Genomic DNA, 23,472 nt, shown 5'->3' on the forward strand with positions numbered 1-23,472 from the left:
GGTGGACCGTCGGCTCTGGATGGGTGTGCCGGGTCGTCTACGCTCGCGCGGGTGATCAATAGCCGACATGTGGGCGCAGGTGTTCGCTCCGGTGCTGCTCGCGGTGGTGCGAGCGGGTTCGCGCCGGCCGGTGAGGGACGCCGATGACTGCTGCTGCGCTGGTGGAGGTCGCGGCGGCGGGTGACCGGGGCCGGGTTCTGGAGCTGCTCGGTGGGATGGACGATGCGGCGCGTCAAGCCGCGCGGCGTCCGCTCAGCGTGGTGCAGCGGGGACTTGATGCCGGCGCGCCGCGGGAGCTGCGTGACTGCGTCACGCTCGCCGTGCTCGGCTGCGTCACCGCCCCGTCGGAGGCCGCGAAGGCGTTGATCTCGCTGTGGCGCGGGCAGCGTGGGGCATCCCAGTGGGCGGGTCCGCAGCTGGAGGCGTTCGCCGGGCGAGACTCCGGGTGGCTCGCCGATGTCGGACGGCGGGTGGCCGCGGCGGTGCCGGTGCGGCGACCGGCGGACTGGCCCTTCAGCGGCCACGCGAACGGAGAGCTCTACCGGCTGGCTCGAGGGCTGGTGTGGATGGCGGGAGCCGAGCCGCCGGTTGATGACGGCTTCGCCCTGGAGTGGGCGCTGACCAAGTGGCGGCGGCACCGGGAACGAACGCTGGACGACATCGTGCGCACGAATCCGAGGTCCGGAGAGGAGGAATCGGCTGCCACGGCGTTGCGCGCTGATCCGTACACGTCATTGCTTTTGCCCCGGGTTTTCGGACTCGTGGGGTTCGGGACGTTTCTGGATCATCCGTGGCACTGGCGGGCGGACCTGATCGCGGTGACGCTGACCGGGGAGCTGGACCGCGCGATGCTGATCGAGCGGTGTGTCGACGGCCTGATCCGCGGCGGGCGGCTGATCGAACCGCGCGGGTTCTGGGCGCTGCTGGACGACGTCGCGCCGACCGAGGACGAACTCGCCGCGCACGCCCCCGACTGGGCCGCGTTGGCGGGGCGCGCCGACGCACCCGTCGCGGGACGTGCCGTGGAGATGCTGCGCCGGCTGCTGGCCGCGGGACGGCTCGACACCGGCCTGCTGGCCGAGGCGTCGCACGCGGTGCTGGCCCGGCCGGAGAAGACGCTGGTGCGCACCCACCTGAAGCTGGTCGCCGAAGCGCTGCGCCGCGCTCCGCAGTGCGCGGCCGAGTTGCTGCCGCCGGTCACCGCCGCTTTCGGTCACCAGGACAGCGCGGTGCAACAGCAGGCGTGGAAGCTCGCCGCCCGGCATCTTGCGACGATCGACCCCACGGTACGGGCGCAGCTCACCGAGGCGCTGCCACTGCTGACACCGGACCTGCGTGATGAAGCCGCCGCCGCGCTCGGCGAACAGCCCCCGGCGGTCGCCGCGGAACCGCAACTGCCCCCGGTGTCCGCGCCACATCCCACGTCCGCCGCCCCACACAGCGTGAGCGAGGCGGTGCAGGAGATCGCCGCGCTACTCGCCGCACGCACACCGGTGCCCACTGATCGGGAACGCGCGGTCGACGGTCTGATCCGGGCGGCGTACCGGGACAGGGTGGCCCTGGCCGAGGTGCTCGCGCCGGTGATCCGCCGGCGGGACTGGATTCCCGCCGGGCTCGCCGAACTGCTGCGGGCCGTGCTGGGCGAGGTGACGGTCGACGACGTGCCGGCCGCCCCACCCGACATGGCCGGCAGGTTCGACCACAAACGCTGTATCCCCTGCCTGTACGAATATCTGCTGGAAGCTCGTTGGTACGAGGCCGCGCGCCGGCTGCTCACCGAGCCGGTGCCGTTCCTGCTGGCCACGCCGGGCTGGAGCAGCGGCGCGCTGGACGCCGACGTGCTGGTGGAACGACTCACCGAGTACGCGCGGTTGGGCCTGCGGGCCGGGCCCGCCGACCTCGACCAGGCACTGCTGCGCACCCGCGTGCCGCAGCCACCGGAACGGCAACGGCTCTGCGCCGCGGCGGCCGCGCTGGGCACCGCGGACGGCACTCGGCTTGCGCACTGGCTGGACACCGTGGGATCCGGTCCCGGGCTGCCGTCGCTGGGTGACGACTTCACCCCGGCCTTCCGCAACCTCGATCAGCGGCTGGACGCCACCTGGCATCACAGCACGGAATTCCCGGACGCGTCGCTGGCCGAGTGGATCGCGGTGGCGCCGGTGTTCCGCGAGTATCTCGCCGACGGGCTGGCGCACTGGCTGGATCATCCCGACTCGCTGTACGAGTACTTCCCCGACCTGCCGCTGCTGGTCGAGGCGGACGGACCGGCCGGGCGGCGGCTGACCGCGGTCCTCGCCTGTGCCGTGGCCCGGTCCGAGCGGGCGCACCGCACGGCCGTCGCCGAGGCGTTGCTGCAGGCGACGGTACGTGGCGACCTGGACGAGCAGTGGTGCGGCGAGCTGCTGGGCCGCTGGACGACCTGGCGCGACGAGCCGTACGACTTCGCGCCGGTGCTGGCCGAGGCGGCGCGCTCCGGTGCGTACCGCATGGTGTGGAATGTGTTGTCGGTGGCTCTGCCCGCGTTGCTGGCCCGGCCGCGCCGCCCGCGCACGCTCGGCGGGGTGCTGATGCTGGCCGCCGACTGCGCCGCCCAGCTCGGCGCGACCGGCGACCTGCCCGGCCTCGACGAGCTGGCGGACAGCAAGGCCGGTTCACAGGCGGTGAAGCAGGCGCGGCGGCTGCGAAGCACGCTGACCGCAGGCATGGCAGGGCCCGGCTGAAGGGGCATCCGCCTGCTGCTCGGTCGGTGACGCCGCAGCGTGCGCACGCCGTTCAAGCGGCACCGTCCTGCACTATTCCGAGAACCCGATCTCTCGAGGTGGAAAAAGCTCAGAGTGCGATGGAGTAGTGGACCTGGGTGTCTTGGGTGACGAACCCGGCACTCTCGTAGACGCCGAACTCTTTGCTCGAGCTATCGGCGTCGACCCTGAGGCTGGCCCGTCCGTAGCCCTGGTCCTGCGCGGCCCGAAGCGTGTGTGAGATCAGGGCTTCGGCCACGCCGCGCTCCTGGTACGCGGGCCGCGTGGCGATGACCCTGAAGTACGCGTCACGGATGCCGGTCGCCACCGTTTCCGCCTCCCACGAGACGGCCAGCAGGATGCCGGCTGCCGTCCCGGTCTCGACGTCACGGAGCAGAAAGCTCAACGCGGGCCGGAAGTTCGTGTTCACGGCCCAGACCTTCCACTCCTCGGCGCTGAGCCGTGACCCGCCCGTGTGCTGGGCGGCCTCGTTGCGGACCGCGCGGAACTCCTCGTCGGTCTCGGCCGTGTAGCCCTCGATCCGCAGGCCGTCGGGAATAGGGGCGTGCGGAGCGGCGGTGCCGAGCGGATGCCTCATGTGCCGGCTCGACTTTGTCGCCGTCATGCCCGCCGCACGGTACAGGGCGACGGCTCCGTGAGCATGCTCGCCGTAGATCGATTCGACGACCAGGTCGAGCGTGGGGTGATGCCGTGCGTGCAGCGCCTTGGCGGTCGCCAGCCCGTGCTGCATGAGCTTGGTCCCGAGTCCTTGGCGACGATGGGTGGGGCGGACGGCGCCGGCCGCATGCACCCGGTGGACGATCTCGGCTGTCGGCTTGTAGTGGACCGCCGAGAAGCCGAGCATCGTCGCGCCGTCGAACACCGCCAGAGTGGACGTCGGGAGGTCGTCGACCGGTGAGTCCAGTTCCTCGGCCGCGTCCTGCGCGGTGTACTGCCCCCAGACGTGGTCTTCCGCGTCGATCGCGTTCAGGAGGTCGGCCATCGCCGCGGCGTCGGACACGGCCATCGGGCGCCACACGAGGTTCTGCGATGCGACAGTCATGATCGCGACCCTATGGAGCCCGGCGGGGGATGTCATCCCGATTTCGGCCCGGTGACGGAGTCCGATATTCGGACTGGCCAGTGGTCATCGGTGATCAGTGATCGCTTGCTGGATGCGCCGTTCTGGACGCCTATCGGCGTTGTGCGGTGCGGTCGTCGTACGTCTCGCGGGCGTCGAGCACTTCCTCGATGTGCTGCACCGACCACTCGGTGAGTGCCTTCAGGGGGCCTCGCAGTGTCTGGCCGAGCGGCGTCAGCGCGTACTCCACGCGGATCGGCGCCTCCGGGTAGACCGTCCGCACGATCAGCCCGTCGCGTTCGAGGGTGCGCAGCGTCTGGGTGAGCATCTTCTCGCTGACTCCCGCGAGCTCCTGGCGCAGCCGCGTGAACCGGCACGCCCCGTGCCTGCCGAGCTCGCCGAGCACGAGCACCGACCACTTGCTGCCGATGTGGTCGAGGACGTCACGCGAGGGGCAGCCACGTGCGTAGGGATCCCACGACGATGTGGGCTCGTTCACCTTCTGGCCGGTCGGCACCGTGCTCACCTCGATCGTTTCGTCCGGGTGGCCACCTTACCCGGAAGTGCGTACTTACGGAAAGAGAGTGACCAGGTCATCGTGATGGACATGCCGCGGAAGGTCCACGGCAACAAGGGAGATCATCATGTCGATCGTCGTCACCGCCGCCTCCGGACAGCTGGGCCGGCTCACCGTCGAAGCGCTGCTGGCCCGCCGGGTGCCGGCCGCCGGCATCATCGCGACCAGCCGTGACGTCACCACGATCAAGGACTTCGCCGACCGCGGTGTCGACGTCCGCCGCGCCGACTTCGCGGAACCCGAAACCCTCCCCGCCGCTTTCGCGGGTGCTGACCGGCTCCTGCTGATCTCCACCACGACCCCGAGCGAGCGCGTCGCCAACCACCGCCGCGCCATCGACGCCGCAGTGGCTGCGGGCGTGCAGCTGGTCGCGTTCACCAGCATGCTGCGCGCGGACACGTCCACCACCATCCTTGCTCGCACCCACCATGCCACCGAGGAGTACCTGCGCGAGCGCCTGCCCAGCGTCATGCTGCGCAACGGCTGGTACCTGGAGAACTACACCGCCCAGCTGCCCCAGGTGCTGCAGAGCGGGGTCCTCGCCGGGGCCGCCGGCCCGGGCAGGATCAGCGCCGCGACCCGCGCCGACTACGCCGACGCCGCCGCGGTCGTGCTGACCACCGACGGACACGCCGGCACGGCGTACGAGCTGGGCGGGGACCACGCCTTCACCCTGACGGAGCTGGCCGCGGCGATCTCGGCCGCCAGCGGGAAGCGGATCGAGTACACCGATCTCCCGGTCGACGCGTTCGCCCGGCTGCTGACCGGGGTGGGCGTACCCGCCGCACTGGCGGACATCCTCGCCGACGCCGACCGCGCCATGAGCCGCGACGAGCTCTACACCGACTCCGGCGACCTGCGGCGCCTGATCGGACGTCCGACCACGACCCCCGCCGAGGCCATCGCCGCCGCACTGCAGTAACCGGCCGACGCTGCTCGCGGCCCGTTCGATTTGCTGCGGAAACGCGTCCTGCTGGCGGGTTGATCGACGGTCAAGTCGCTCGGCGCTACGCATCTCCGGATGCGTTACCTCACCCGGCGGTCCGCCCTCGGAGCCCTGAGCCGTGGGAACGGCATCGAGCAGTTCCTCGGCGGTGCCGAGATCGACGGCGAGCCTGCCATCCGGCGGGTAGCGATCAGCCCCATGAACAAGCGGTACCGCATCTCGCTTGACCCGGTCGACGAGGCGTATGTCGGCGAAGGCCGGGAGCTGGGTCTCAGCGAAGACGAGGCTGAAGCGATATCGCTGGCCGAACACCTCACGGACGCCCGCCCGGACCGCTGGGTCAACCACACGCGGTAACCGGCGAGGACTACATCGATTACGTCAGGAGCCGGCGAAAACCCGCTCAAACAACATGACCGTCAAGGTCAATCACGGAGTTTGCGTCAGAGCCCGGAACTCACGAACAAAGCCATCGCCTGGACCGCACGCCGCCGGCCGCGGCGCTGTCGGTCAGGTGGGCGTACTCGCTGCAAGCAAGGACTTGGTCGTCACAAAAGTTTGGCACGACCAAACTTTCTGCTAGCGTCAGGTCGTGGGTCGAGAACTAGGTCTCCGGGGCCGCAAGAAGGCGCAGACGCGGGAGCGGATTGCTGATGAGGCTGCCGCCCTGTTCGCCGAGCGCGACTATGAAGCGGTGTCGATCCTGGATGTGGCTCGTGCGGCGAACGTGTCGGATCAGACCGTCTACAACTACTTCCCGGCCAAGCAGGACCTCGTGCTCGACCGGGTCGACGAGTTCCTTGAGCTGTACCGGCACGCCGTGCTCGAACGGGCCGAAGGGGTGAGCCCCGCCGACGCACTGCGCCCACTCGTCGAGGCTGACATCGACCGCTATCGTCACGCCGACCCGCGGTTGGCGCGCGGCGAGTTCCCGGCGCAATGCGTCGAGAGCGCTGTTCTGCGCCGGTTCGCCCTCGAGTTCCGGGAGCGGCAGGTCGACGCGGTGGCGGAGTCGATCACCAGCACCTGCCCGGCCTTGGAACCGATCGTCGCGAGAGCACACGCCGCGGCGCTCATCAGCGTCGTCCAGACGATCACCGACCGGATCGGTGCCAGCCTCCTGGACTCAGGCCCGTCTGCCGCCCTGGCAGCCGACATGACACGGGCCGCCGCTGTCGCGTTCGACGATCTCGACCGCACCTTCCGCAGCGTCACGACGATTTCCCCAGGAGCCACGTCATGAAGAACATCCGAGTCCCTCGTCTCCGGCGCCAGCATCGCCGGACCAGCGGTTCCTCAGCGGCGTGCCCGCGGGCGGCCGCTTCCACGCGCTGAGCGAGAGCGCCAAGCCCAGGTCATCACCGAGGCGACCCTCGAAATCACTCCCGAGGGCCGTCCCGTCGTCTTCGGGGCCGCTCCGCCGGGCTGAGCACCCGGCATCGCGACATCCCACCCATCACGCAAGGAGCCCATCGTGAGCGGCACGAACGTACTCGTCTCAGGAGCCAGCTTCGCCGGTCTCACGACCGCCTACTGGCTGAACAAGCAGGGCCACCAGGTCACCCTGGTGGAGGTCGCCCAAGGCCTGAAGAAGGGCGGCACGCCCGTCGACATCGTGGACCAGACGGTAGACATCGTGAAGCGAATGAACATCTTCGACGAGGTGCGGGCGCATGCCTTGCCGCCCCGGTCAACAGAGTTCAAGCGTGTAGACGACACCGTCGAGGCGCGGATGGAGGCGGAACCCCTCGACGAAGACGGCGATCAGGCCCGCTACGAGGTCCCCCGCGACGACCTGCTCCGGATTCTGTTCGACAACATCAAGGACGACGTCGAAGTGATCTTCGGCGACTCCATCACCGCCCTCACCGATACCCCTGACGGTGTGCGTGCAACGTTTCGTACCGCCGAGGACCGCGACTTCGCCATGGTCTTCGGCTGCGACGGCAACCATTCTCTCGTCAGGAAGCTCCGCTTCGGAGCCGAGTCAGAGTTCAGTCACTTCCTCGGCGCCTACTTCGCGATCTCGATCGTGGGCAAGGGCATCGTCGAGCCGAACACCACCGTAATCAATTCCGTCCCCGGCAAGACAGTCATGCTGAATTCGTACGTGGACAAGACCGACATCTGCTTCCTCTTTCGCTCCGAGACCGAGATCCCCTATGACTACCGGGACCAGGACGAGCAGCGGCAGATCCTCATCGACCGCTTCAAAGACCACGGGTGGCGCTCGGCCGACCTGCTCGAAGACATGGCGACGGCGGACAACTTCTACTTCGACAAGCTGTGCCAGGTCAAAATGCCCCGATGGTCCGAAGGGCGGATCGCGTTGGTCGGCGACGCCGCCTACTGCGCCTCTCCCGCGGCCGGCATGGGTGGGTCCCTCGCGATCATCGGTGCCACCGCACTGGGCGACGCACTCGAGCAGCACGGGACGGACATCGACGCTGCCTTCGAGGCCTACGACCGCAATCTCCGTCCGTTCGTTGAAGACGTTCAGGCGGACGTCGTCAGCTTCGGGCTTGCGACCTTCTTCCCGGCAACCGAGAACGAGATTCAGAAACGTAACGAGTTTCTTCTGCAATGAGCCATGTCGATCTCAGAGGGCTCCGGCGGTCGCCATCGCGGCCGGCAGGGTGAGCGTGAACCGGGTGCCGCCGTCGGTCCCGGGCCCGGCAGTGATCGTGCCGCCGTGTGCCTCGACGATCGCCTTGCTCACCGCCAGGCCGAGGCCGGTCCCCTTGATGTTGCTCCCGGTGGCGGTGCTGGCCCGGAAGAACCGGTCGAACAACAGTGGGTACTGCTCGGCTGGCACGCCGATCCCGTTGTCGGTGACCGTCACGACGATCCCGGCGTCGTCATGGCCGGCGGTGACGGTGACGGTGCCGCCCGGCAGGGTGTATTTCACGGCGTTGGACAGCAGGTTGTCCAGGACCTGCTGCAAGCGACGGGCCTCGCCGGAGATGACCGGCAGCGGCCCGATCTCGGCGGTCAGCGTCAGCTGCCGGGCGTCGGCGGCACCTCGATGGTTCTGTACGGCCTCGTGGATCAGAGGTCCAGGTGCCACGGGCTCCGGGTGGAGCGTGTTGCGGCCGCCGTCGAGCTGGGCCAGATCGAGCAGGTCGTCGACCAGATTGGTGAGCCGGCCGCTGGTGCGGTCGATCACGGCCAGGTTCTTGCGGAGCTTGTCGGGCAGTGCCGGGTCGGCCGCCATCATCTCGGTGTATCCACAGATGACGCCGATCGGGTTGCGCAGTTCGTGGCTGACCACGGCGACGAGGTCGTCTTTCATCCGGTCCAGCTCGCGCAGCTGACGTACCTGCAGTTGTTCCTGCTGGAGCAGGTGTTCGCGCCGGTCGGCGAGGCGCCGGCGTTCGGTGATGTCGTGCAGGAAGGCGTGGAAGACCGGTGCTTCCCGTTCCAGGCACATCTGCATGGTCATCTCGACCGGGAACTCCTGACCGGTGCGGTCGGTCGCGGTCAGCTCCACCCGCCGGCCGGACAGGCGTGACGTACCGGTGCGCCGCGTCAATTCCAGGCCCGCGAGATGCGCGTCGTGGAAGCGCTCCGGGATCATCAGCGCGGTCGCCGGCCGGCCCACGGCTTCGGCGGCCGACCAGCCGAACAGCCGCTCGGCTGCTTCGTTCCAGGTGGTGACCTGCCCGTTGCGGTCCATCGACACGAAAGCGTCCTGGGCGGTGTCCAGCACCGAGCGCATCCGTGCCGAGGACAGCATGAGCTCGCCGTGCGCCGTGTGCAGGGCGATCTCCGACTCGGCGTTGGCCGCCAGGTCCTGCAGGATCTCCACCTCGGTCTCGGACCACTGCCGGGGCTGGCCGTCGATCGCGCAGAACGAGCCGAGCACCTGCCCGTCCGGCGAACGCAGCGGAAAGCCCGCATAGGCGATCACGTTGAGGTCGGGAATGGCCAGGTTTCCGCAGAGCCGGCCATCGGCCCGGGCATCGGTGATGACCAGGGGAGCCTGGTCGGTGACGACGTACTGGCAGAACGAGTGCGACAACGGGGTCTGTCCCCGTGACGCCCAGGGCTCGTCCAGCCCGACCGCGCTGACGAACACCTGGCGATCCGCGTCGACCAGCGAGACCAGGGCGACAGGGGCGTTGACCAGACGGGTGGCCAGCCGGGTGAGCCGGTCCAGCGTTGTCGCCGAGTCCGCGTCGAGCAGCCCGGTGGCGCGCAACGCCTGCAGTCGGACAGGGTCGTCGACCCGGCCCTGCACGCTCAGCTCAGCAATGTTGTCAGCCATCGCGAATCCCTGATCGACCGGCCACCGCCGCAACTGAGGAAAACAGGCTCAGTGCCTTGGTGGGGTTCGCGGGACCAGTTGCACGAGTAGATGGTTGGGGTCCTGCGTGCGTTCCCCGGGGCGCCGATAGCTCGCGACGTCGGCCGGCGCGGGCTCGAGGGGTCACGCGTGCCGCTCAGCGGTCGCGCCGAGGACGTTCCACGCCTACCGTGGGTGCGTGACCGTAGCTCGCAACGTCGTATGTGCTGGGTGCGGTGGCCCGGTGGTCGTCACCGCCGAGTCGGATCATCCGTGCGGTGTCGTCGTCCAGCACGGCCGTTGCACGGATTGCGGTGTCACGCTGCGCCGGCTGTTGGACGATCGGCTCGTACCGATGGCGGACTCCCGAGGGGGGTGGGTCGCAGCGACCGCGGATGCCAGACCTGCGGCTCATCGCACAGGCAGCGTGGCGGGTGGCGCTGCGCGGCCCGGGCGTCGACCGGCCAGGCGCACGGACTCCTCGCGACCACGCAACTGATGAGTGGGATCCCTCGAAGGTGATGTGAACGACCTGCGCCGCGGATACGTGGCCTGGTACCGGATGGATGACGGTCGGCTCGTTCTTGCCACGTTGGAGACCGGTCGAGCTTACGACGGCGCGTACCTCGGGGTGAACGCCGCGGCCACGACGCGAGGTTCGCAGGAGTACCGGAGTCTCGCCCTTCCGGTGGAGTTCACCGGGCGATTGCTGATCGGCGCCGGTTTTACCGACATCGGCCGGCTGCACATGGGTCTTCGTCCTGCCTACGGCTTCGCGCGGGTGTGGGAATTGCGCTTCGATCAGGGCCGCCTCGAGCTCGCCCATGACCGCACCGCAGACCTCGCCGTGGTGCGTGACCGCCTCGCCGACACCGACCCCGGGCCAGCCCACGGAGAAGAAGCCAAGGACTGGATCCGACGGAGTTTCTCGCTCTCGTTCGACTACAGCTGGCCTCGCTCGCCGCAGACCTGATCACGTTCACGGAAGACGCCGGCCATGCGACAGGAGCCGAGCTCACCGGTGCCCAGCCGCACCGACCGCTCACCGGCGGGGGAGCTCGTCGACCGGGGAGAGGACCGGCTGGGCGCTGCTCACCCCGTACCCGGGAAGTGGCACGTCTCGTGGCAGCGACCGCTCGTGGTCGGCGGGCCGCGACCCGCATCGGTGTCGGGGTCAGTGCGGACGGCGCCGTCGGTGGTAGGCGTAGGTGGCGGCGGCGAGGAGCGGCCCCCACAGCAGCAGAGGCAGGTAGCAGAGGGCGAAGACCGTGGCTGACCAGGCGCCCTGCCGGGTGGGGAAGTTCGACGGCGCCGGAGCACCGTGCAGCGTGACTCCGCGCAGGATGGTGACGAAGGCGGTGGTCCACAGCACCGTCAGGACCACGGCGGCAACCGTCGCGGGAATGACGGCGGCCAGCGGCGGCACGGTCCGGCCGCGTAGCCGGGGAATCCAGCGCGGGAATCGTTCGCCCCAAGAGGCGATCAGGCCGACGGCGGTGAACGCCACCAGCTCCGCCACGATGGACAGGCAGACGACGTATACCTTCGTGCCGAGGCCACCGCCGTGCAGGAACGCGGCCGGGAGCCGCCAGAGGCCGGACGGCAGCACGACCAACGGCACCGCGTACGCGGCGACGGTGGCCCAGCGGGGAACCCCGGCGACAGGGGCGTGCGCGGTCCGCCAGGCGGCACGCAGCCGGCCGGTGTGAGCCGGCGGCGGGGCCGCGGCGCCGCCCGAACGATCCATCATGGTCATGCCGACGACGGTAGGAACGGCCGGACCGGGTCACCTCCCCCTGGCGAGGGAGTGCGCCGGGCGGGGCGTGGGCTAGCGTCGGTCGTCGTGAAGCGCCATGTGTTCCGAGCCGTGCGGGCGGTGCTCTACCAGCTGCTGGGTGCCGCGCTGCTGACACCGGCGGCGGTGGCGCTCGGTCTGCCGATCCTGGTCGAGCCGACTCCGCAGCGCGTGCTGGTGTGGTGGGCGGCGTGCCTGCCGGCCGCGGTGCTCCTCGCCGTGACACCGCTGATCCGGCGGCTCGAGGTGGTCGCGCTGTCCGACCTGCTCGGCGTCGACGTGCCCGACCGGGTGGACCGCGTCTACCTGGCTGTCCTGACCACCCTGCACCTGTACGGGGGCGCCACGCTCAGCGCGGGTCTGGTGGCGTTGTCGCCCGAACTCGTCCGCGCAGCCGGGCTGTGGCGGGGCGCGCCGGGCGATTCGGCCGAGGTGCTCCTGGCCGCCGTCGCGGTCCTGGCCGCGACGGTCGGCGCGGGACTCGGCCAGCGTTGGGCGGCGCGCCGGTTGCTACGCGCCGAGCCGTCCCGCCTGGTCGACCAGCTCGGCCGCCGCCAGGCGCTCGCCATGGAGCTGCACGACTCGGTCGGCCACGCGCTCAGTGTCGTCCTGGTGCAGGCCATGGCCGCTCAGGCGGCGCTGCAGCGGCCCGAACCTGCCCTTGCCATGGAGTCCCTCGAGCATCTGACGGCAACCGCCCGGCATGCCCAGGAGGAACTCGACGTGCTGCTCAGCGTGCTCGACGACGACGTCACCACCCGGACGCCGACGCTGGATGCACTCGACACGCTCACGGGCGGCCTCGACGTGCACGCCAGCGTCGGCGACGTGGACGGGGTCTCGGTCGCCACGTCGCGGGCGGCCTTCGCGATCGCCCGGGAAGCGCTCACCAACGCGCTGCGGCACGGGCACGGCCCGGTGACCCTCGACCTCGCCGTCCGCACCGACCTGGTGCTGACCGTGCGGAACGCGGCCGACGGCCCGGCCGGTGGACCGGGCCGCGGCCTGACCGGGATGCGCCTGCGCGCCCGCCTGGCCGGCGGTACCTGCACCTGGCAGCGGGTGGACGCGACGTGGCAGGTCCAGGCGAGGCTGCCGCGGTGATCCGCGTGGTGCTGGCCGACGACGAGAAGCTCATCCGTACGGGATGGGCCACCATCCTGTCCCTGCACGACGACATCGAGGTGGTGGGCGCCGCGGCCGACGGACACGAAGCCGTCGAGGCCGGCGCCGGCGCGGACGTGGTGCTGATGGACGTGCGCATGCCGGGCATGGACGGCCTGACCGCCACCCGGGAACTCGCCCGCCGCGCCCCGGCGACCCGGGTGATCGTGGTGACCACCTTCGAGAACGACCACCTGGTCTGGGGTGCGCTCCGCGCCGGTGCCGCCGGCTACGTGCTCAAACGCGCCCCCGCGGGAGAACTGGTCGACGCCATCCGGATGGTGCACACCCGCGACGCGGTGCTGTTTCCGGACGCGCTGCGCCGAATCGCGGCCCCACACGCCGGCCCGGCCCGATCCAGCACGATGGCCGGGCTGACCCCGCGCGAACTGGACGTCCTACGCCACATCACGCTCGGGCAGAACAACACGGAGATCGCCGCCGCCCTGCACGTCACCAGAGAAACCGTCAAAACGCATGTGGGCAACGTCCTGGACAAGCTCGGCGCCCGCGACCGTACCCAGGCGGCGGTTCTCGCCTACGAACTCGGCATCGTCTTCCCGGGCACCCGCTGAGCCCGGTGCCGGGCCGGCGAACGGGAGCCGGATGTTCGTGAGAACGAGCGCCACTTGTTGACCATGGCCGGAGCGCGGTTGAGGTCGCAACATGGTTGTTCAGTGACGCTCTACAGGCGCAGATCAGGACGCTTGCTCGCTGCGGCGGGTCCTGAATGCCGTCGTTGAGGGAAGGACCGCGGCCGTTTCCTGAGAGTCGATGACGGCCTCGCTGTGTTGTGCGGACCAGTCGGTCAGGACCCGGATCGGCTCGATCAGGGTGCTACCCAGCTCCGTCAGGCGATATCCGGCTTGCGGTCGTGTCTCGCTGGCGACGAGACCATAGCTTTGCAAGCGGCGCAGCGTCTGGGTGAGCACCTTGCGGGAGACGCCATGGATCACGTCGGCGATCTCGCCGTGACGCAGCGGACCCTGGCTGAGTGACCAGACGACCGGTACCGCCCACTTGTCGCTGAGAATCTCGACGGCGAGCCGGGCCGGGCAGTCCGACACGAAGCCGCTGGGTGCGCATCCGTACATCGCTCGACGTTACCAACAGGTACCGGGCGCCCTTCTAACTTGGTCGTCATGCGATCTTCGAACTCCGCACGCACGGTTCTGGTGGTCGGTGGTACCGGCGCGATGGGCAGCAGCGTGGTGCGCCGCCTGCTGGCAACCTCCGACGATCTGCTCGTCGTCCCCACCCGCGATCCCGCGTCGCCGCGGGCGGCACGGTTGGCCGAACTCGGCGCCGGCCGGGTCACCCTGGTTTCCGGCGCCTTGGACGCGGCCGCGATGCGCGGCGTCGACCGTGTCTTCGCCAACACCAATTTCTTCGCCGCTGCCGATGTGCTGACCGAGTACCGGCAGGGGGTTGACCTGCTCGAGGCGGCACGCGCGGCGGGCGTGGACCGCTTCATCTGGTCGTCGCTGGACGCGGCGGCCACGCTGACCGGGGGAACGATTCCGGTTCCTCACTACGATGCGAAGGCGGCTGTCGCTGCCCACATCAATCTCATGCGGGCACACGAGATGATGCGTCAGGACGAGGACGGCTGGTACACGGAGCACGTGTCGGTGCTCGTCACGGCACCGTACTTCGAGAATCTGTATCTGCTCGCGCCGCAGGAGGGACCGCTGCCCGACGGCCGCGACGGCCTGTTGTTCTCGCTCGCCCTCGGCGACGGCACCTGGCCGCTGATCGCGTTGGACGACATCGCGTGGTTCGTCAGCCACATGTTCGATTCCTGGCAGGGCTGGGGCGAGCGGGACCTTGCCGTGGTGGGCGACAGTCTCACCGGGCAGCAGATTGCGTCCGTCTTCGAACGCGTCACCGGAGTTCCCTCGGCCTACCAGCCGTTGCCACTCACCACCCTGCGTGACGCCATCCCCGGGATCGGCCATGACTTCGCGGCCATGTTCCGGTTCTTTCAGAGTCGCAACATCGCCGTCTGCGACCGCGACATCGAGGCTCTGCGAAAGCTGCACCCGCAGCTGCTGACGTGGGATGCCTGGCTGCGCGCGACGAACTGGGACGGTAGGCAGAAGAACTGGTAGACGTGGCCAACACGTCGATTCCGGCACGGCGGCTCTTCGAAGGCGAGGGCCGTCGACACCCTCGAGCCGGACACCGGCGGGCGCCGCTATCAGGTGCATCGTGCCATCGGGCTGCGGACGCCGTTGCCGCCGCAGTCGATGGACCTCGTCGTGGTCACCTCCCGGCTGGACGGGCTGCGGGACCGCTGGGGTGATCGTCTCCTGGCCGAGGCGCACCGCATCGGGCGTCGCGTGATCGTCACGCCGGCGGCCGGCCCGAGCGCGGCGCCCGACCCCGCACCGGCACTACCATCGCAGCGGTGACCGAGCAGAGCCGATCAACGCTGATTGACAAGATCGCCTGGATCCACCTGACCGGCGGCCGGGTCCTGAGCACCCGATCCGCCGGCAAACAGGTCTACTACCTTCCCGGCGGTAAGCGGGAGGCCGGCGAGTCCGACCTGGACACGCTGGTCCGCGAGATCCGCGAGGAGCTCACCGTGCGGATCGACGCGGCGAGCGCGACGCATCTGGGCACCTTCGAGGCGCAGGCCGAAGGGCACGCCGCGGGCATCACCGTACGGATGACCTGCTACACCGCCGATTACGCCGGTGAACTGGCCGCGTCGAGCGAGATCGCGGAGCTCGTCTGGCTGACGCTGCGGGACCGGGACCGGGTGTCACCCGTTGACAAGATCATCTTTGCTCATCTGCATCACGCGGGCCTGCTGCGGGACTGACCCGAACTTTCCGCCCGCCTGCCGGGAGCCGGCAGGTTGTGGGCGTCGGAGTTCACGCCCCGGAAATTGATCCAGAAGCGCAAGTTGTGGCCGCTGAGCTGAGCCCGTGTGACGGTCGTCGACGGGGAGCCGTGGCAACCGTTCGACGCCACCGACTTCACGGCCGTGTAGACGTTGAAGCCGTAGTTGTTGTCGAACGCCGAGAGCAGATACTTGCCGTCCTCGCCGTGCGTCTGCCCGACCACGGCCGCCGCCCCGCTGCACGAGGTTCCGCTGAACGCGGCGATCTCGGCGTAGTACGCGTTCCCGGTCGAGTAGCGCAACGAGATGCTGCCCCTGCTGCAGCTGGCGGCCTGGCCGGCGACGCGACCGCCACCATGGAGCCGGTGACGACGGCGATCCCGGCCAGTGCCTTGAGCGTCCTCGCGAGGTGTGACCTCATCAGTTTCTCCCTTTCGCAATGGTGGATGACACGCATCGACGGCGTGGTCCGCCGGGACGGAGCGGAGTCAGTCCCGGGTCCGGCCACGCAGCCATGGCGGTACGGACGGCTCCCGCCGGGCCTCGTGCCCGAACGCCGTGGCGAGTTCCCGCACGCTCGGGTACCGGTACAGGTCCACCAGGGCATCGTCAGACCGGCCGCGCGCAGATCGGCGACCACGGCGGCGAGCATCTCCGGTTCACCGATCGTGAACCTCATGGAGGATCAGCAGGCGCCGCGGGCGAAGTTCGTCACGCTCTGTGGTTCGACCAGGTTCGAGGCTGATTTCGCCGAGGTCAACCAGCGGCTCGGGCGGGATTACTCGCAGCGGTGAAGCAGCGGTGAACCCTGCTGTGCCGGTTAGGGAAACCGTACGGTGATAGCCAGGCCGCCTTCGGTGCGTGCGCTGGTGGTGAGGGTGGCGTGGTGGGCTTGGGCGACAGCGTTGACGATGGCGAGGCCGAGACCGTAGCCGTCGCGGCGGCTGTGCCGGTCGAGCGCCAGTCTCTGGAAGGGTTGAAAGAGGCGCGGGATCTGGTTGTCGGGGATGACCGGCCCGCTGTTGGTGACCGTGACGGTCGCCTGCCTGCCGGACGTCTGCGTGGTGATCTCTATGTGCCCGCCGGGATGGTTGTGGCGGATGGCGTTGTCGACGAGGTTGGCGATGAGGCTTTCGACCAGTCTCGGGTCCCCGGCCATCACCGCGGGCGCCAGGTGTTCCGTGATTTCAATATTCGTTCGTGTTGCTCGGCCGCGGCGGGACGTGAGTACTCCCGTGGCGACCTGGGCCAGGTCGACGGTGTCGCTGCGGGTGAGGCCGCGCTCGCTGGTGGCCAGGGCGAGCAGGGCGTGGACAAGCCGTTCCTGGTGTCCGCCGAGAGCGAGGGCTTCCTGGCAGGCCGAGCGCAGGGCGTCAGCGTCGGCTTCGGGGTCGGCGAGGGTGACTTCGAGGAGGGTTCTCAGGCCGGCCAGGGGGGTGCGTAGCTCGTGGGAGGCATTGGCGACGAAGTGCCGGTGAGCGTCGAAGGAGGCTTGCAGGCGGGCGAACAGGTCGTCGAGGATGGCGCCCAGTTCGGTCAGCTCGTCGGCGGGTTCGCCGAGGTTGAGGCGGTGGTGGAGGTTCCCGGCGGAGATCGCGGTCGCGGTGGCGGTGATAGCCCGCAGCGGCCCGAGGAATCGACCGGCAACGAACCATCCGGCAGCGAGGGCAACCGGGACGAGGACGGCGAGCGCGACGGCGGAGCCGACGAGAAGCTGGTGCGGGCCGATCCCCTCCCCGGTGCCGGTCACCGTGGCCGGTGCTGAGCTGTCGGCGGGGATGGTCGACTGGATGCCGGTCAGCGGGAGGGTGACGGTGGCGAGGACCACGACCCCGCCGGCGTAGATGCCTGCGGCGTAGAACAGCGTGAGCCGGGCCTGCAGGGAACGCCGGTGGATCAACGGGGGGTTGGTCATCGGATACCTCCGTGGATACTCCGGCCTTCAGGCCGGAGAGGAAACGGATGCCCTGCGGAGCAGGCCAGGGGCAGCGGGTTCGCCGCCAGGGCGAATCCGGCGTCGGACACCCGTGGTGCGCGAGTGGACAGGTGTGCTAATTTCGTCGGGCCCGGCCGGTGATAACCAAGCCGGTCGGGCCTACCGCCGGGCTGGCGGGAAGTTACGTCTGTGGAGATTGCAGAAGACCGATGGGCGGTCCACCGTCCCTCGCCGGTAGTCCGGGTCGGCAGCGATCGGTGAAGCAGAAAGCTCAACCCGCGAGGGTGGAATCCCCCTGCTTCAGCTGGGGGAGATGTCAAGGTGGCCCGATCCGGTAGCCGCCTTCGCGGATGGTCTGGATCACCGGGGGGTCACCGAGTTTGGCGCGCAGCCGGTGGATGGTGTGCTTGACCGCGGAGGTGAAGGGGTCGGCCGCTTCGTCCCAGACGCGTTCGAGGAGTTCCTCCGCGGGCAGCACCAGTCCCGGTGCGGCCAGCAGGCATTCCAGGAGCGCGAACTCCTTCGGGCTGAGCTCGAGACGCCGCCCGGCGCGTAACGCCACCCGGCGAGCAGGGTCCACGGTGATGTCCCCGCAGGAGAGGATGGGAGGAAGCGACGGGGTGGCCCGGCGGGCCAGCGCCCGGACGCGGGCGACCAGTTCGGCGAAGGCGAACGGCTTGGGTAGGTAGTCGTCCGCGCCGAGGCTGAGTCCGTCGACGCGGTCTTCGATCGTGTCGGCCGCGGTCAGCATCAGTACACGGGTGTCGCGGCGGTCGTCGGCGAGTCGCCGGCAGATCTCGTCGCCGTGGACACCGGGCAGGTCGCGGTCGAGGATCACCACCTCGTAGCGGGTGACGGCGAGGCTGTCGAGGGCGTCGGTTCCGTCCAGGACGACGTCGACGGCCATGCCCTCGCGGCGGAGCCCGGTGCCGATGGAGCGGGCGAGGATTTCGAAGTCCTCGACGACGAGGACCCTCACCGCCACTCACCGGCGATCGGCGTGCGCGCAGGGCGGCAGAATCGGCCGCCGGTTCGAGGTGCCATGCCGCAACGATGCCAGACCCCAGGTTCCCGCCGGGTCGCAGCCGCTGCGACCGGGCTGGAACCTGGTGCCGCGTACAACTGCCGGCATGAGTCCATTTGCAGCCTCGCGTGCGTCGCGATGAGCGCCCCGGAGATCGTCCTTACCGGACTGCGTAAGCGGTACGGGGCCACCCTGGCGCTCGACGGCATGTCTTTCACCGTCCGTCCGGGCGTGGTGACCGGCTTCGTGGGGCCGAACGGGGCCGGGAAGTCCACCACGATGCGGGTGGTCCTGGGCCTGGACGCGGTCGATGAGGGCACCGCCTTGGTCGGCGGGAAGCCCTACCGCAGCCTTCGATGCCCGCTGAATCACGTCGGTGCACTGCTGGACGCGGCGGCGCTGCACCCCAGCCGAACGGGTCGTAACCACCTGCTCTGGCTGGCGTACTCACAGGGTCTGGCCGCGCGGCGGGTGGATCAGGTGATCGAGCAGGTCGGGCTGACCTCGGCGGCCCGGCGCAAGGCCGGCGGCTATTCGCTCGGGATGCGCCAGCGGCTCGGGATCGCCGCGGCGCTGTTGGGCGACCCGCCGATCGTCATGCTCGATGAGCCGTTCAACGGCATGGACCCCGACGGCATCATCTGGATGCGGGGCTTCCTGCGGTCGCTGGCCGCGCAGGGCCGCGCCGTGCTGGTGTCCAGCCACCTGATGAGCGAGGTGCAGGACACCGCCGATCATCTCGTGGTGGTCGGGCGCGGCAAAGCCATCGCGGACGCCGGCGTGAACGACCTGATCGCGGCCACCTCGTCGGGCCGGGTGGCCCTGCGGACCACAGCCGGCCCGCACGCGATGGCGGTGCTCGCACACGCCGGCGCGACCGTGGTGGCCACCGGCAGCGACACCATCACCGTCTCCGGCCTGCCCGCGGATCGGATCGTGACGCTGCTCAACCGGAGCGTGGTGCCGTTCTCCGAGGTGTCAGCACACCGCGCCACCCTGGAGGACGTCTACCTGGAACTCACCCGCGACGCGGTCGAGTTCCGCGCCGCGACGCCCACGGAGGTCACCCGGTGACCGCCGTGACGACTGCCCACCCGGCGGGTCGAAGGACCACGCGCGACGGGTTCCGCCAGGTGTTGCACGCGGAATGGACCAAGTTCCGGACGGTCCTGGGCTGGGTGGCAGGCATGGGGGTGGCGACACTGCTGGTGGTGCTGGTCGCCCTGCTCGCCGGAGTCAGCAGCGACCAGAAGGGCTCACCGCCGGTCCCGATCGGACCGGGCGGCGAAGCGGTCACCGACACCTGCTACTTCGTGCACCAGCCGCTGGCCGGGGACGGCAGCGTCACGGTCGCCGTCTCCGCGCTCGACAGCAGCATTCCCCAGGGCCTCGGGGACCTGCGGCCCGGCGTGGTGCCGTGGGCGAAGGCCGGGCTCATCGTCAAGGAGAGCACCCGCCAGGGATCGCCCTACGCGGCAATCATGATCACCGGCGGCCACGGTGTGCGGATGCAGGACAACTACGTCAACGACAGGGCCGGACTGCGGGGCCCGGTCTCCGCCGCGTCGGTGCGCTGGTTACGGCTGGACCGCTCAGGTGACACGATCACCGGCTACGCCGGCACCGACGGTACGAACTGGGCCGAAGTCGGGACCGCGCGGCTGAGCGGGCTCGGATCGAGCGTGCAGGTCGGGCTGTTCGTCGCGTCTCCGCAGGTCGTGGACGGCATGGGTACGACCGGCAGCGTGTCGACGGCCGCCTTCGGGGACCTTCGTCTCCACGGGGGCTGGACCGGCGGTGAGTGGACCGGAGAGCTGCTGGGCGATCACTCGCCCTCCTTCGCCGGCTTCCCGGGCAACGGATCGGGTTCGTTCACCCAGTCCGGCGGCCGGTTCACGGTGACCGGCGCCGGTGACATAGCGCCCGCTGTCCGCGAGACCCTGCCGACCGGCGGCACCCTCAACGACATCCTCACCACCGGCACGTTCGCCGCGCTGATCGCCGTGATCGTGGTGGGGGCGCTGTTCATCACCACGGAATACCGCAAGAACCTGATCCACGTCACCCTGGCCGCCAGCCCCAGGCGCGGCCGGGTGCTGCTGGCCAAGGCGATCGTGCTGGGCGCCGTCGCCTTCGTCGCCGGGCTGGTGGGAGCGGTTCTGGCGGTTCCACTCGGCGCCCGGCTCGCCCGGGCCAACGGCGTGTTCATCTTCCCCGTGACGCCCTGGACCGAGATGCGAGTGGCGCTCGGCACCGGGGCGCTGCTCGCGACCGCCTCGATCCTGGCCCTTTGCATCGGCGCCATCGTCCGCGACAGCGCCGCCGCGGTCACCTCCGTCATCGGGGCCGTCGTGCTGCCGTACCTGCTGATCGCCAACCCGTTCATGCCCGCGAGCGTGGCGAACTGGCTGACCAGGGTGACGCCGGTCGCGGCCTTCGCCGTCCAGCAGACGCTTGTGCAGTACCCCCAGGTCGCCAGCCACTACACGCCGTACCAGGGCTACTACCCACTGGTGCCGTGGGTCGGGCTCGCCGTCCTGGCCGGCTACGCCGTGGCCGGACTGGCCGTGGCGGCCGTCGTTCTCCACCGGAGGGACGCGTGAGACCGGCCCTGCACGCGGAATGGACGAAGCTGCGGACCGTCGCCGGCCCCGGGTGGCTGATGCTCGGCATGATCGCGGCGACAGTGGCCCTCAGCGCCGCGGCGGCCTCGGTGGTGACCTGCGCGGCCGACGGTTGCGGCGGTGACCCGACCAAGCTCAGCCTCGTCGGCGTCGTGCTCGGCCAGGCGCCGGCCGCCGTGCTGGGCGTGCTGGTCATCAGCGGCGAATACGGCTCCGGCATGATCCACACAACGCTGACGGCCGTGCCGCACCGGGTCACCGCCTTCGCGGCCAAGGCCATCACGCTCACCGGCGTCGTAGCCGCCGCCGCGACAATCGCGGTTCTCGGATCGCTGCTGGCAGGCCGGCTCATCCTGTCCCACCACGGCTTCACCGCCGCCCCCGGCCGTCCGGCCCTGTCCCTGACGCTCCGCGCGACCACGGGGTCGATCCTCTACCTGACCCTGATCGGCCTGCTCAGCCTCGGCATCGCCGCCGTCGTGCGCAACTCCGCGACCAGCATCGGGGTCATCCTCGGCCTGCTCTACCTGCTTCCCCTCCTCGCCCAGGCGATCGGCGATCCACACTGGCAGCGCCGGCTCGAGCAGTTCGCACCGATGAGCGCCGGGCTTACCGTCCAAGCCACCACCGACCTCGGCAGCCTGCCCCTCAGCCCGTGGGCCGGCCTCGGCGTCACCGCCGGGTGGGCCGCCGCCGCGCTCGTGGCGGGCGGCCTGCTGATACGCACACGGGACGCCTGAAGCACTCCGGCTACCGGGTTGCTGCCCAGCCCACGCGCTCGAGTGTCACCGCTCAGGATTCTGGGCGCGTGCGGCTCAGGGACACCACCCGCGATGATCAAAACCCTTTCGGGTACGCCATGAGCATCCCCGCAACCGCAACCGCATCGGCATTGACAACTTTGGTTGTCACGGTGAGGCTGGCGTTGACAACCAAAGTTGTCACCACCGCTCCCACCAGTGCTTCGTCACCCGTGACTCGAGGCAACCTCCCGTCAACCCGGCGGCAGGGCATCGAGTCGCCACCGGCATGCGACGGAGCAGCTATGGCGGCGCTGACGAAAGCCCAGCACGATCTCGTGCAGGACGAACTCGCGCAGATGACGGTGCGGATCGCCCAGTGGATGATGGCCGGCGAGGACTCGCCGGACTGGATGGACGAGCACCGGGTGCGACTGGCGGTCCTGGCGGCGACGGTCTTCATCGAAGAGCAAGTCGCCGACCAGCAGCGCGAGGCCGCCCACCGGGCAGGTGCCGCCGGTGCCACCTACGTGCAGATGGGCACGGCCTGCGGGATCAGCCGGCAAGCGGCGCGAAAGCGCTGGCCCGACGTGGCGGCAGCCAGCAGGAAGTGACCGGCAGCGGCCGAGGTTGGCCAACAAGGGCACCGCTGTCGGGCAACACTGGGGCAACTGTTGGCGCGCTCGGTCCGACTGTCCGGCGCCCGTGAGCGGATGAGCACCTCGCACCGGCGCCCGGCCGGTGCCCGGTCGTCCTCCGTGAGGTGCCCATGTCCGCGACATCGTGGCCGTCATCGCCCCTGCAGGCAGCACAGCGCGCCTTCTCCCTGCTGCTCACCCCACCGACCGCGTTCACCTACGACACCAGCGAGATCGAGGCGCTCGCCTGCGGCCCGGTCCCGCTGGACCGGCTGCGCGGCCTGCTGCTGTGCGCCCGGACCACCCCGCAGGACCGCGACATCGTCTGGCGCGACCTGGTCATGCGCGCCCGCCGCGACGGCCCCGGCTGGGTCATCGCGGCGGCCGGCGTCGCGATGCCCGGACTGCGCCGCGCCGCGCGACGGCTGGCAACGGGCTGGCCAGGCGACGTCCACGACCTGGACGCCGAACTGCTGACCGGATTCGTGGCCGCGCTGCGCACCGTGGACGTGGACAGCCCCCGGATCTGTGGCCGGCTGATCGAGGCCGGGGTGCGCGCGGCCCGCAAGGTCCGGGACGCCTCGGCGGAGCAGGTCGCCCGGATCGCCGGGATACCGGGACCAGCCCTGCCGGCCCGGCCCGCCGACCACCCCGACTTCGTGCTCGCCCGGGCCGTCGCGGTCGGCGTGGTCGACGCCGACGAGGCGTACCTGATCGGCGCGACCCGCCTCGAAGGAGCGAGTCTGGCCCAGGCGGGGGAGCAGCGCGGCATCTCGCCGCAGCTGGCCTCGACCTGGCGGACCCAGGCGGAGGCCCGGCTCCGGGCGGCGATCCAGGACGGCGACCTCGCCTTCGTGACGCTGAACCCTCGTCTCACCAAAGCCATCGCCGAGGCCACACCCTCGGCCAGCAGCGGGAATCTGTTGGCCAACACCCGCCGGTCGTAGATCGCCCGGGACCCCGTGTTGGGGTGCAGTCGGGCCGGTGTCCGGCGATGTTCGGTACCCAACAGCAGGCCTTAGAGAGGTGCGGCATCAACCGGTGCCGTTCCCATCGCTGGGCCCCGCCGT

Annotated in this window: 25 protein-coding genes; 17 read left to right on the top strand and 8 right to left on the bottom strand. The window is 70.1% G+C overall.

Features of this window, described 5'->3' with window-relative positions; genetic code table 11:
- Window positions 1-143 precede the first annotated feature (143 nt).
- Window positions 144-2,723 carry a DUF6493 family protein gene (locus Apa02nite_RS45470; RefSeq protein ID WP_203830690.1) on the top strand — a complete coding sequence of 860 codons (2,580 nt, stop codon included), beginning with the start codon at window positions 144-146 and terminating at the stop codon, window positions 2,721-2,723.
- Window positions 2,724-2,832: 109 nt separating this feature from the next.
- Here the strand turns inward: Apa02nite_RS45470 and Apa02nite_RS45475 are convergent, their stop codons facing one another.
- Together Apa02nite_RS45475 and Apa02nite_RS45480 are read right to left on the bottom strand one after the other, a co-directional pair.
- Complete coding sequence (locus Apa02nite_RS45475) at window positions 2,833-3,804, bottom strand: GNAT family N-acetyltransferase (RefSeq protein ID WP_203830691.1); 972 nt, start codon at window positions 3,802-3,804, stop codon at window positions 2,833-2,835.
- 130 nt (window positions 3,805-3,934) lie between these two features.
- On the bottom strand, window positions 3,935-4,339 hold the full coding sequence (locus Apa02nite_RS45480) for a winged helix-turn-helix transcriptional regulator (RefSeq protein WP_203830725.1): 405 nt from the start codon (window positions 4,337-4,339) through the stop codon (window positions 3,935-3,937).
- A gap of 127 nt (window positions 4,340-4,466) precedes the next feature.
- On the opposite strand from Apa02nite_RS45480, the gene Apa02nite_RS45485 reads away from it, so the two are divergent.
- The 4 genes from Apa02nite_RS45485 (at window position 4,467) to Apa02nite_RS45500 (ending at window position 7,932) form a co-directional block, all read left to right on the top strand.
- Window positions 4,467-5,321 (top strand): NmrA family NAD(P)-binding protein, encoded by an 855-nt coding sequence (locus tag Apa02nite_RS45485; RefSeq protein ID WP_203830692.1) that lies wholly within the window; start codon window positions 4,467-4,469, stop codon window positions 5,319-5,321.
- A 99-nt stretch (window positions 5,322-5,420) separates the two neighbouring features.
- On the top strand, window positions 5,421-5,702 hold the full coding sequence (locus tag Apa02nite_RS45490; RefSeq protein WP_203830693.1) for a hypothetical protein: 282 nt from the start codon (window positions 5,421-5,423) through the stop codon (window positions 5,700-5,702).
- Window positions 5,703-5,937: 235 nt separating this feature from the next.
- Window positions 5,938-6,588, top strand: a complete 651-nt coding sequence (locus Apa02nite_RS45495) for a TetR/AcrR family transcriptional regulator (protein ID WP_203830694.1) — start codon at window positions 5,938-5,940, stop codon at window positions 6,586-6,588.
- Between the two features lie 231 nt (window positions 6,589-6,819).
- Window positions 6,820-7,932 (top strand): FAD-dependent monooxygenase, encoded by a 1,113-nt coding sequence (locus tag Apa02nite_RS45500; RefSeq protein WP_203830695.1) that lies wholly within the window; start codon window positions 6,820-6,822, stop codon window positions 7,930-7,932.
- Window positions 7,933-7,944: 12 nt separating this feature from the next.
- Here Apa02nite_RS45500 and Apa02nite_RS45505 read toward each other — a convergent pair whose 3' ends face one another.
- Window positions 7,945-9,612 carry an ATP-binding protein gene (locus tag Apa02nite_RS45505; RefSeq protein WP_203830696.1) on the bottom strand — a complete coding sequence of 556 codons (1,668 nt, stop codon included), beginning with the start codon at window positions 9,610-9,612 and terminating at the stop codon, window positions 7,945-7,947.
- Between the two features lie 541 nt (window positions 9,613-10,153).
- Between Apa02nite_RS45505 and Apa02nite_RS45510 the strand changes: the two genes are divergently transcribed.
- Complete coding sequence (locus Apa02nite_RS45510; RefSeq protein WP_203830697.1) at window positions 10,154-10,603, top strand: hypothetical protein; 450 nt, start codon at window positions 10,154-10,156, stop codon at window positions 10,601-10,603.
- Window positions 10,604-10,804: 201 nt separating this feature from the next.
- Here Apa02nite_RS45510 and Apa02nite_RS45515 read toward each other — a convergent pair whose 3' ends face one another.
- Window positions 10,805-11,386, bottom strand: a complete 582-nt coding sequence (locus Apa02nite_RS45515) for a hypothetical protein (RefSeq protein ID WP_203830698.1) — start codon at window positions 11,384-11,386, stop codon at window positions 10,805-10,807.
- Window positions 11,387-11,473: 87 nt separating this feature from the next.
- On the opposite strand from Apa02nite_RS45515, the gene Apa02nite_RS45520 reads away from it, so the two are divergent.
- Both Apa02nite_RS45520 and Apa02nite_RS45525 read left to right on the top strand, forming a co-directional pair.
- Complete coding sequence (locus Apa02nite_RS45520; RefSeq protein ID WP_203830699.1) at window positions 11,474-12,529, top strand: sensor histidine kinase; 1,056 nt, start codon at window positions 11,474-11,476, stop codon at window positions 12,527-12,529.
- Window positions 12,526-13,164: a response regulator transcription factor gene (locus Apa02nite_RS45525; RefSeq protein ID WP_203830700.1), complete on the top strand. Its 639-nt coding sequence runs from the start codon at window positions 12,526-12,528 to the stop codon at window positions 13,162-13,164. Before Apa02nite_RS45520 ends, Apa02nite_RS45525 begins: the two co-directional genes overlap by 4 nt.
- A 123-nt stretch (window positions 13,165-13,287) precedes the next feature.
- Here the strand turns inward: Apa02nite_RS45525 and Apa02nite_RS45530 are convergent, their stop codons facing one another.
- Window positions 13,288-13,683 (bottom strand): winged helix-turn-helix transcriptional regulator, encoded by a 396-nt coding sequence (locus Apa02nite_RS45530; protein WP_203830701.1) that lies wholly within the window; start codon window positions 13,681-13,683, stop codon window positions 13,288-13,290.
- Window positions 13,684-13,731: 48 nt separating this feature from the next.
- Between Apa02nite_RS45530 and Apa02nite_RS45535 the strand changes: the two genes are divergently transcribed.
- From Apa02nite_RS45535 to Apa02nite_RS45545, 3 genes are all read left to right on the top strand, one after another.
- Window positions 13,732-14,700, top strand: a complete 969-nt coding sequence (locus tag Apa02nite_RS45535; RefSeq protein ID WP_203830702.1) for an NmrA family NAD(P)-binding protein — start codon at window positions 13,732-13,734, stop codon at window positions 14,698-14,700.
- Between the two features lie 93 nt (window positions 14,701-14,793).
- The gene (locus Apa02nite_RS45540; RefSeq protein WP_203830703.1) at window positions 14,794-15,003 is read left to right on the top strand and encodes a hypothetical protein; all 210 of its coding nucleotides are present in this window, start codon (window positions 14,794-14,796) and stop codon (window positions 15,001-15,003) included.
- Complete coding sequence (locus Apa02nite_RS45545; protein WP_239165028.1) at window positions 15,000-15,419, top strand: NUDIX hydrolase; 420 nt, start codon at window positions 15,000-15,002, stop codon at window positions 15,417-15,419. Before Apa02nite_RS45540 ends, Apa02nite_RS45545 begins: the two co-directional genes overlap by 4 nt.
- Here the strand turns inward: Apa02nite_RS45545 and Apa02nite_RS45550 are convergent.
- Window positions 15,395-15,742, bottom strand: a complete 348-nt coding sequence (locus Apa02nite_RS45550; protein WP_203830704.1) for a hypothetical protein — start codon at window positions 15,740-15,742, stop codon at window positions 15,395-15,397. The genes Apa02nite_RS45545 and Apa02nite_RS45550 overlap by 25 nt on opposite strands.
- A gap of 63 nt (window positions 15,743-15,805) precedes the next feature.
- On the opposite strand from Apa02nite_RS45550, the gene Apa02nite_RS45555 reads away from it, so the two are divergent.
- Window positions 15,806-16,234 carry a hypothetical protein gene (locus Apa02nite_RS45555; RefSeq protein ID WP_203830705.1) on the top strand — a complete coding sequence of 143 codons (429 nt, stop codon included), beginning with the start codon at window positions 15,806-15,808 and terminating at the stop codon, window positions 16,232-16,234.
- Window positions 16,235-16,260: 26 nt separating this feature from the next.
- On the opposite strand, the gene Apa02nite_RS45560 is transcribed toward Apa02nite_RS45555, so the two are convergent.
- Window positions 16,261-17,355, bottom strand: a complete 1,095-nt coding sequence (locus Apa02nite_RS45560) for a sensor histidine kinase (protein ID WP_239165029.1) — start codon at window positions 17,353-17,355, stop codon at window positions 16,261-16,263.
- Window positions 17,356-17,692: 337 nt separating this feature from the next.
- Complete coding sequence (locus Apa02nite_RS45565) at window positions 17,693-18,355, bottom strand: response regulator transcription factor (protein WP_203830706.1); 663 nt, start codon at window positions 18,353-18,355, stop codon at window positions 17,693-17,695.
- Between the two features lie 183 nt (window positions 18,356-18,538).
- Here Apa02nite_RS45565 and Apa02nite_RS45570 point away from each other — a divergent pair, with 183 nt between their 5' ends.
- The 5 genes from Apa02nite_RS45570 to Apa02nite_RS45590 all read left to right on the top strand — a co-directional run bounded on the left by Apa02nite_RS45570 (window position 18,539) and on the right by Apa02nite_RS45590 (window position 23,349).
- The gene (locus Apa02nite_RS45570; protein WP_203830707.1) at window positions 18,539-19,474 is read left to right on the top strand and encodes an ATP-binding cassette domain-containing protein; all 936 of its coding nucleotides are present in this window, start codon (window positions 18,539-18,541) and stop codon (window positions 19,472-19,474) included.
- A 59-nt stretch (window positions 19,475-19,533) separates the two neighbouring features.
- Window positions 19,534-21,003: an ABC transporter permease subunit gene (locus tag Apa02nite_RS45575; RefSeq protein ID WP_239165030.1), complete on the top strand. Its 1,470-nt coding sequence runs from the start codon at window positions 19,534-19,536 to the stop codon at window positions 21,001-21,003.
- Window positions 21,000-21,764, top strand: a complete 765-nt coding sequence (locus Apa02nite_RS45580) for an ABC transporter permease subunit (protein WP_203830708.1) — start codon at window positions 21,000-21,002, stop codon at window positions 21,762-21,764. The genes Apa02nite_RS45575 and Apa02nite_RS45580 overlap by 4 nt, the downstream gene beginning before the upstream one ends.
- 305 nt (window positions 21,765-22,069) lie before the next feature.
- The gene (locus Apa02nite_RS45585; RefSeq protein ID WP_203830709.1) at window positions 22,070-22,378 is read left to right on the top strand and encodes a hypothetical protein; all 309 of its coding nucleotides are present in this window, start codon (window positions 22,070-22,072) and stop codon (window positions 22,376-22,378) included.
- Between the two features lie 155 nt (window positions 22,379-22,533).
- On the top strand, window positions 22,534-23,349 hold the full coding sequence (locus tag Apa02nite_RS45590) for a hypothetical protein (RefSeq protein WP_203830710.1): 816 nt from the start codon (window positions 22,534-22,536) through the stop codon (window positions 23,347-23,349).
- Window positions 23,350-23,472 lie beyond the last annotated feature (123 nt).

It is taken from the genome of Actinoplanes palleronii (assembly GCF_016862315.1).
GTDB classification, from domain to species: Bacteria; Actinomycetota; Actinomycetes; order Mycobacteriales; family Micromonosporaceae; genus Actinoplanes; species Actinoplanes palleronii.